Source organism: Kitasatospora nipponensis, assembly GCF_039528135.1.
GTDB lineage: Bacteria > Actinomycetota > Actinomycetes > Streptomycetales > Streptomycetaceae > Kitasatospora > Kitasatospora nipponensis.
This window is the reverse complement of sequence record NZ_BAAALF010000272.1, coordinates 1-7,964: the sequence shown is the minus strand read 5'-3', so window position 1 is coordinate 7,964 and position 7,964 is coordinate 1. Positions and strand designations below refer to the sequence as shown.

General features: G+C 74.9%; 10 protein-coding genes. 7 read left to right on the top strand and 3 right to left on the bottom strand.

Features of this window, described 5'->3' with window-relative positions; genetic code table 11:
* The coding region (locus ABD323_RS37910; RefSeq protein WP_344446652.1) for a M23 family metallopeptidase at window positions 1–505 on the top strand (505 nt) is incomplete at its 5' end.
* Here ABD323_RS37910 and ABD323_RS37905 read toward each other — a convergent pair.
* Window positions 495–1,445, bottom strand: coding sequence for a hypothetical protein (locus ABD323_RS37905; protein WP_344446651.1), 951 nt, complete (start codon window positions 1,443–1,445; stop codon window positions 495–497). The genes ABD323_RS37910 and ABD323_RS37905 overlap by 11 nt on opposite strands.
* A gap of 44 nt (window positions 1,446–1,489) precedes the next feature.
* Here ABD323_RS37905 and ABD323_RS37900 point away from each other — a divergent pair, with 44 nt between their 5' ends.
* The 5 genes from ABD323_RS37900 to ABD323_RS37880 all read left to right on the top strand — a co-directional run bounded on the left by ABD323_RS37900 (window position 1,490) and on the right by ABD323_RS37880 (window position 5,022).
* Window positions 1,490–2,056: a GNAT family N-acetyltransferase gene (locus ABD323_RS37900; RefSeq protein WP_344446650.1), complete on the top strand. Its 567-nt coding sequence runs from the start codon at window positions 1,490–1,492 to the stop codon at window positions 2,054–2,056.
* 81 nt (window positions 2,057–2,137) lie between these two features.
* Entirely contained in the window at window positions 2,138–2,848 is a 711-nt protein-coding gene (locus tag ABD323_RS37895) for a sensor domain-containing protein (protein ID WP_344446648.1), read from the top strand.
* Between the two features lie 112 nt (window positions 2,849–2,960).
* Complete coding sequence (locus tag ABD323_RS37890) at window positions 2,961–3,656, top strand: class I SAM-dependent methyltransferase (RefSeq protein ID WP_344446647.1); 696 nt, start codon at window positions 2,961–2,963, stop codon at window positions 3,654–3,656.
* Window positions 3,653–4,360: a tyrosine-protein phosphatase gene (locus ABD323_RS37885; RefSeq protein ID WP_344446646.1), complete on the top strand. Its 708-nt coding sequence runs from the start codon at window positions 3,653–3,655 to the stop codon at window positions 4,358–4,360. Before ABD323_RS37890 ends, ABD323_RS37885 begins: the two co-directional genes overlap by 4 nt.
* On the top strand, window positions 4,357–5,022 hold the full coding sequence (locus tag ABD323_RS37880; protein WP_344446645.1) for a TNT domain-containing protein: 666 nt from the start codon (window positions 4,357–4,359) through the stop codon (window positions 5,020–5,022). The genes ABD323_RS37885 and ABD323_RS37880 overlap by 4 nt, the downstream gene beginning before the upstream one ends.
* Window positions 5,023–5,057: 35 nt before the next feature.
* Here the strand turns inward: ABD323_RS37880 and ABD323_RS37875 are convergent, their stop codons facing one another.
* A complete protein-coding gene (locus ABD323_RS37875; RefSeq protein WP_344446644.1) occupies window positions 5,058–6,137 on the bottom strand; it encodes a hypothetical protein in 1,080 nt (359 codons plus the stop codon).
* Between the two features lie 288 nt (window positions 6,138–6,425).
* On the opposite strand from ABD323_RS37875, the gene ABD323_RS37870 reads away from it, so the two are divergent.
* On the top strand, window positions 6,426–6,638 hold the full coding sequence (locus ABD323_RS37870) for a hypothetical protein (RefSeq protein ID WP_344446643.1): 213 nt from the start codon (window positions 6,426–6,428) through the stop codon (window positions 6,636–6,638).
* Window positions 6,639–6,983: 345 nt separating this feature from the next.
* Here the strand turns inward: ABD323_RS37870 and ABD323_RS37865 are convergent, their stop codons facing one another.
* Window positions 6,984–7,835, bottom strand: coding sequence for a hypothetical protein (locus tag ABD323_RS37865; RefSeq protein WP_344446642.1), 852 nt, complete (start codon window positions 7,833–7,835; stop codon window positions 6,984–6,986).
* Between the last annotated feature and the right edge of the window lie 129 nt (window positions 7,836–7,964).

Here is a 7,964-nt window from a genome sequence, read left to right as displayed (position 1 = left end):
CCTTGCCGCCGTGGCGCGGGCCACCGCCGAGGCCGAGGCGGCCGCCCGCGGCGCCCAGGCCCCCGCGCCCGCCGCCGCGGCCGACGCCGCACCGGCCGCCACCGGGCAGGGCGAGACCGTCCTGCCACTGGCCAGGTACACCCTCAGCGCGCACTACGGCCAGTCCGGCTCGCACTGGGCCCACCTGCACACCGGCCTCGACTTCGCCGCCGCCACCGGCACGCCGGTGGCGGCCGTGGCCGGCGGCAGCGTCACCTCGGCGGGCTGGTCCGGCTCCTACGGCTACCGGGTCATCCAGACCCTGCCCGACGGCACCGAGCTCTGGTACTGCCACCTCTCCTCGATCACCGTGGCCGCCGGCCAGGTCGCCCCGGGCACCGAGCTCGGCAAGGTCGGCGCCACCGGCACGGTCACCGGCCCGCACCTGCACCTGGAGGTCAGGCCCGGCGGCGCCGCCCCGGTCGACCCGCTGGCCTGGCTCGGCGCGCGCGGGGTCACTCCGTAGCGTCGTCCGCCGCCGGGTGCGGTTGGCCGTCGTCCTCGGCGGGCAGCGGCTGGAAGCCGGCGAGGTCCGGCAGCTCCACCAGGCCGCGCTGCACGATGTAGCCGTCGACCTCGGGCGCGCCCGGCTCGGGGGCGAGGTCCGGGTAGTGGGCCAGCAGCAGCTCCGGCAGCCCGGGCACCGTCCAACTGCCCAGCAGCCGCAGCGCCGCGGCCTGCACCGCCGCCTCGAAGGCGGGGAAGTCGCCGGAGAGCTCCTCGGGCATCGGCAGGCCCAGCGCGGTCAGGCCGGCCAGGTTGCGGTAGCTGCGCTGCATCAGCCGGTTCTCCACCAGCAGCCGCGCGCCGTCGGTGGCCATCCCCACCGAGAGCAGCACGCCCGGCGTCCACCCCTCGACGCCCTCGGGCTGGTCGAGGTCCTCCAGCGCCGCGAAGGCGGCCAGCCGCTGCTCCTGCTCCAGCGTCCGGAAACCGTCCAGCCAGTCGCGCACCGCCGGCAGGTCGGTGGTGTCCACGCCGGCGGCGCGCAGCAGCAGGGTGTAGAGCCGCGGCCAGGTCACCAGGTGCGGCTGGCGCAGCAGCCCGGTCAGCAGCTCGCCCTGCCACTCGGCCTCCTCGTGCAGGCGCTGCCACCGCTTGGCGTTCAGCCGCCGCCCTGCCCGCTGGTGGTCGATCAGCAGCCGCACCGCGGCACCGTAGGCGAACGGCGACTCGTCCTCGCCCGGCTGCACGTAGAGGTGGATCCGCTCGTAGAGCAGCTCCTGGACGATCGGCGAGGTGAGCTCGGGGAAGCCCTCGTACATCCGTCCGTCACCCAGTTCGAGCAGCGTCAGGACCGCGTTCAACGGCCCCTCGGGCACCGGCTCCAGCCCCTGCTCCCGGGCCCAACGCAGCAGCTCAGCGGTGTGCGGGCGGGGAGTGAGCCGCAGATCGTCATCGTCCATGCCAGGTACGGTAACCGCTCCCCGGGCCGCTACCGTTACCCGGCATGACTCCCGTCCTGCTCACCGGCGCGCGGCTGACGATCCGCGAGTTCCACCACGTCCCGCGCGACATCGACGCGCTGCACGCGATCTTCGGCGACCCCGTGACCGCGCGCTACCTCCCGTTCGAGCCGCGCGACCGGGAGGACTGCGCGGACCAGGTCGCGCTGTACCTCGAGGAGGCCGAGAAGGATCCGCGCACGGTCTACCGGCTGGCCGTCACGCTCACCGAGCAGGGTGAGGACGCGGTGCCGATCGGCAACGCGGTGCTCGGCATCGAGGGCGCCGACAGTCAGCGGGCCGCCTTCCTCGGCTACGCACTGCGCCGCGACGCCTGGGGGCTGGGCTACGCCACCGAGATCGCCGGCCTGCTCTGCGGCTTCGGCTTCGACACCCTGGGCCTGCACCGGCTGGCCGCCCGGCTCGACCCGGAGAACCTCGCCTCGGCCCGGGTGCTGCGCAAGCTCGGCTTCCAGCTGGAGGGCCGGATCCGGCACGACCTCTACCTGCGCGAGCGCTGGTACGACGCGCTGCAGTACTCGCTGCTGGAGGACGAGTGGCGCGCCCGCTAGGGCGGCAGGGGGGTTAACCCCACCTCCGGTCCGCCGGGAGCCCGCATTCCGGGTGCGGCGCGCGCCCGGCAGTCTGGAGTCATGACGACCTACCAGGACTTCGCGGACGACCGCTCCTCCCACCTCGGCGCCACCCGCCACCTGCTCAGTGACGGTCCCTCGTTCTGGCGCGCGCCGTTCGCCGGCCGCAGCCGCCGGGAGTTCGGCTACACGGTGACCTCGCTCCTCACCGCGACGGCGGGCTTCGTGTGGACCGTCACCCTCTTCTCGCTCGGCGCCGGCCTGCTGGTCACCGTCCTGGGCTTCCCGGTGCTGGCGCTGCTGCTGATCGGGGCGCGCGCCTTCGGCGCCGTCGAGCGGGCCCGGGCCGCGCGGCTGCTCGACTGCGACGTGCCGGCTCCCGCCCCGGCGTCCTCGCACCGCACCGGCTGGGCGGCGCTGACCGCCCGGCTGGCCGACCCGGCGGGCTGGCGGGCCGCCGCGTACCAGCTGGTGATGTTCCCCTGGCACGTCACCACCTTCGTGCTGAGCGTCACCCTGTGGTCGTGCAGCCTGGCGATGGCGCTGCTGCCCCTCTACTCCTGGGTCTTCCCGACCTTCGTGGGCTGGCCCGGCTACAAGCTCTTCGACTACGACAGCAACGGCGCGCACCACACCTACTACCTCTCCTCGGTCTGGCAGATCGCCGGCGCCTCGCTGGTCGGGATCCTGCTGGTCTTCGTGACCGCGCGGGTGGTGCACCTGCTGACCGGGGTCTCGCGCGCCGCCACCCGGGCGCTGCTCGGTGGCTGACGCCCCGCCGGGTCACCTGGCCCGTCCCGCTGCGCCCCGCCCGTACCGTCCCCGCCCGCTCCGCCCCCGTTCTGCGGGTGCGAGGCGGGCGGCGGCGTGTTCGGATGCCCTCATGCTGATCACCTCGCGGCCGCTGGACGAGTACTGCGGGCTCTTCGGCCTCACCCGGGCGCGGCTCGGGGCGCTGGCGGGACCGGTGCTGGACTGCCCCGGCGGCGCGGCCGGCCTGGTGGCCGAGGCCCGGGCGCTGGGCTGCCGGGTGATCGCCGCCGACCCCCTCTACGCCGCCCCGCGCGCCGAGCTGCTGGCCCGGGCCGAGGCCGCCCGCTCGGTGATGGCCGCCGCGATGCCGGCCACCCCGCAGCGCTACCTCGCCGCCCGCCACCGGCCCTACGACCGCTACCTGCGCAGCTGGGACCGGGCCCGGCGGCTCTTCGCCGCCGACCGCGCCCGGCACCCCGGCGACTACGTGGCCGCCGCGCTGCCCCGACTGCCGTTCGCGGACGGCACCTTCGCGCTGACCCTCAGCTCCTACCTGCTCTTCGCCTACCCCGATCAGTTCCCGCCACCCGCCCAACTGGCCGCGCTGCTGGAACTGGTCCGGGTCACCGAGCGCGGCGGCGAGGTGCTGGTCCACCCGCTGCACGACCAACTCGCCCGCCGCTGCCCGCACCTGGGCGAGCTGCGGCTGGCCCTGGGCCGGCGGCGGATCCACAGCGAGCTGCGCACCGTGCGGCGCCCGCGCGACGGGCGGCGGCGATACGTCCTCGCGCTCACCCGCCCGCCCCGCTACCGTGCGGCGGTATGACTGATGATCAGACCGCCTCTCGCCTGCTGCCCATACCCGGCCTGCGCAACGCCCGCGACCTGGCCGGGTCGCACGCCCCCGGCCTGCGCCCCGGCCTGCTCTACCGTTCGGGCTGGCTCGCCGAGCTGACCCCGGAGGGGGCCCGCCAGCTGGCCAAGCTCGCGATCCGCACCGTCATCGACCTGCGCGACCCGGTGGAGCTGGACACCCGTCCGGACCGCACCCATGACTGGGACGTCGATCTGGCCAACTTCCCCGTCCTGCCGCAGGACGGCACCGACCACGCCGAGCGCTCGCTGGCGGAGCTGTACCCGCTGATGGCGGACCACTCCGGCGCCACCGTCGTCGCGGTGCTGCGCCGGCTGCTCGCCCCGCAGGCCCTGCCGGCCCTGGTGCACTGCGCGGTCGGCCGGGACCGGACCGGCATCGTGGTGGCCCTGCTGCTCGCCCTGCTGGAGGTCCCGGACGAGGTGATCGTCGCCGACTTCCTGCTCTCCAACGAGGGGCTGGGCCTGCTGGACGGCCCCCGGGAGTACACCGACGCGCAGGGCGTGGTCCGCCTCGCGCGCCCGGTCGAGGCCGCACTGATCACCGGGCTGCTGAGCCGGGTCCGCGAGCGGCACGGCAGCGTCGAGACATACCTGATCGACAATGGCCTGAATCCGGAGGAGGTGACTTCGCTCCGCGCTACCCTGCGTGAGTGATCGTCACTCTGAAGAAGACCAGCCGGCTGCTGACCGCCCTGTTGGCCGTCGCAGCTCTGGCCACCGCGACCCCCGCCGCGCAGGCCGCCTCCGCCGCGCCCCGCGCCGACCTCCCCTCCGACCAGTGCTCGGCCGCCTTCCTGGACGGCGACAAGCGGCTGGGCCCGGAGCAACTGCCCACCACCGGCCCGGTCGGCCGGCAGCTGGTGGGCTACCGGCGCACCGGCGGCGCCAGCACACAGGACTTCCTCGCGCAGTACTACGACAGCGCGGCCGGCTCCTGGCGCTACCCGCCGTCCAACGGCTACCTGATCGGGTTCGACGGCCGGCCCATCGAGCTGGACCAGCCGCTGGTGCCCGGGCAGGACATCGACCGCTACGGCTCCGAGTACGGCTCGTTCCTGGCACCCGAGGGCCTGCCGTACGCCAACCGCGCGATCCCGCCGCAGAGCCTGGACGGCACGCCGGCGGCCGGCTGCAACTACCACGACTACAAGGTGCTCAAGACGTTCACCGTGCACGCCGGCCCGATCGCGCCCTGGTTCGACCAGCCCGGCCTCGGCTGGCAGTACCAGCTCGACGCCGCCCTGGTGCCGGGCGCGCCGGGCTCGATCAACGTGGGGTGGCTGGTCACCAACGGCTACCTGCAGCGCCTGGTCTGACCGGTCGCCGCGCCCCGGACGCGGTCGGCCCGCCGCTACACCCCGGACGGGCGGGGTGTCGGCACCTGGCCGATCGCGTCCAGCTTGGCGAGGATCCGCTCCGCCACCCAGCGGCGGTCGGAGGCGTCCGGGATGCCGTCCGGGGCGAGCAGTTGGGCCACCACCGCGGCGCGCAGCCGCATCCGCTGGTCGCGCCCCAGGCGGTTGAGCATGCCGCGGGCCGCGAGCAGCGCGTGGTAGTGCTCGAAGGGCGAGCGGGGGCGCTCGACGTAGTCCAGGACGCTCTCGAAGTCCCCGAGCGCGGCGTTGCCCTGGGTGAGTGCCAGCGCCTGCATCCGCAGGCCCGCGTCGTCCGAGGCGAACAGGCCGCGGACCTCCTCGGGCGTCGCGGACGAGCGCTTGGCCCCCGCCCGGACCTCGGCCAGCTGGCTCTCCAGGGCGGCCGGGTGCTCGGCGGGGTCCAGGCCCGCGCCGGCCGCGGCGGCCGTGGCCGGCGCGGCCTGCGAGGAGAACTTGCCCAGGTGCGCCATCGCCTGCACCCGCAGGTCCTCGGCGCCCACCTCGTTGCCCTCGCGCAGCTGCTCCTGCGCGCTGCTGAAGAGCTTGAGCGCGTTGCCGTCGGCCTGGGTGAGCGCGCCGGCCAGCAGTAGCCGGGTGGCCAGCCAGCCGCCGAGGAAGCCCAGCACCAGGAAGTACAGCACCAGCGCGGCGGCGAACGGCGCGCTGTCCGGCTGTCCGCCGAGCGCGGGGGCGAGCGCCTCGCCGAGCCGGCGCAGGCCGCTCCAGAGGCTGCCGAGCTGGGTCAGGCCGACCCCCAGCAGGATCTTGGTCAGCCAGTCGGAGACCTGCTCCAGATTGGTGTTGGCGCCGTACCGGCCCTGCTGAGCCGGGGCGCCGCCGCTGAGCGCGTGCGGGATCCCGAACAGGAACCCGACCGCGGCGCCGGCGACCGAGGTCGCGCAGGCGATCATCAGCCCGGCGCCGAGCGCGCTGACGGGGTGCGGGGCGCCGGTGGTGTAGAGCAACAGGCCCAGCAGGCCCAGCCCCAGGAGCGTGGCCACCGCCATGGCCTGCCACCGCCGGACGTTCGCGGCGTGATCCCGCCGAGCTGCCATCTCTCGCTCCCCGTCGCCCTGTTCCGACCCGGACGGAGGAACTGTAGCGTCCGGCCGTCGCGCCGGGTGGCGGACATGCGGGCCGGGCCCGGCCGGTCGCCCCGCGGTGGCGGCGGCCGCCCCGCCGGGCGCCGCGGGGCGGGTACGCTGCCCCCACGCGTGACCTGACGCGGCAGGAGCCACCGGAGCAACGGATATGACGATCCATCAGACAGTGGACGACGACGATTCCGGGCCGCGACGGGGGGCGGCCCGCGGCTGGCCGGCCCGGCGGCGCCGGGAGTCGTGGTGAGCGTGGCCCGGCGGCTGGCGGCCGCCGCCCTCGACGAGCTGGCCGAGGCGATCGTCCACGTCGGCCTGGACCTGCCCGCGCTGGGCGAGGGCTGGCACCTGACCGACGACGGCGCCCTGCTGGTCCAGCTGCGCCCGCTGCACCCGGCGGAGATCAGCCGGCTGGCCCGGGCGCTGCGCTCCTCGCCCGCCGCCCCGCCGGCACCCTGAGCGCTCGGGGCGGGCCACCGGGGGCGGGCCGCCGGTTCGGGCCGCCGGCTCGGGGCCGGGAAACCGGCCCCGGGCACGCAGACGGCCCGTGGGCTGTCTCCGCGGCGGACGAGCCGCCGAGGCGCTGGGGATGTTCCAGCGAGCCCACGGGCCGGGTGACTGCTATGGATTTCGCCTGCCGCCACGGCCACAGGCTGGGGCGGCTCTAGCGAGCAGCCACCTCACGCATCCTGGTCTTACTCAACTCAGGATCACCTCCCTTCAGTGTGCTGCCAGCGTAAGCAGACGTCCGGCGGGAGGCAAAGGATTTATCGCGCGTTCTGCCGAGGCAGGGGCGGGCCCGTCCTACGCGGAGATCACCGCCTTGAACTTCTCCGTGGTGACCACGTTCGCCGGGTCCGGGAGCTGGACGGTGAGCGGGACGTCGATGTCGCTGAAGGTCACCTTGCTCTGGTCGGAGCTCACCGACTGGAGGACCACCGGCCGGCCCTGGGCGGCGATCCACAGGTCGGAGCTCGAGCCGTCGGTGGAGACGACGTGCAACTGGAGCGCCGGCCGGCCGTTGAGGGTGGTGGTGGCGCCCTTGGTGTACTTGTCGCCGTCCTCGGCCATCGCGGCGGTCATCTGGTTCAGGTCGCAGAAGTCGGACAGGCCGCTGAACACGTCGTCGCTCTTCGGGCCGCTGAGCCAGTGGCCGACGAACTGCTGGGACGCCGCGGCGCCGTGGGGGCCGCCGAGGGACTTCAGGAACGCGGCGTCGGGCTTGATCCACATCGTGTCACCGCTGCGCACGATCTCGGCCGAGCCGCGCTCGGTGAACGAGGCCGTGCCGCTGCACTGGCCACGGGTGTCCACCGCCAGCTTGATCGCGACGGTGCCGGTGTCGGGGCCGTCGGCCGACATGTCGATCTTGAGCGCGTTCACCATCTTCATGGTGTCGACCATCTGCTTCATGACCTGGTCGCCGGTGAGCTTGGAGAGGTCCGGCCCGGCGGCCGCGGCCGGCGCCGAGGCGGCCGGGGCGGAAGCGGCCGCGGACGGCGCGCTGCTCGCGGAGGTGGGGGCCGAGGCGGAGGCGGAGACGGGCGCGGGGGCGGCGGCCGGCTTGGCGGCATCCTTCCCCGAGCCGCACGCGGTCGCGCCCAGGGCGAGGACGGCGCAGGTGACGGCGACACGGAGAGGTGTGGTGAGGCGCACGGTGATTCCTTCATCGGGCCGCGGCAGGAGGCCGCGACGGCGCCCGACGGTATCAAGGCGCAGACGGGGGCCGGTGGGCGGTGCCCCTTGCGGCGCCGGAACGGCGAGAGGCCCGGCAGACGATGTCTG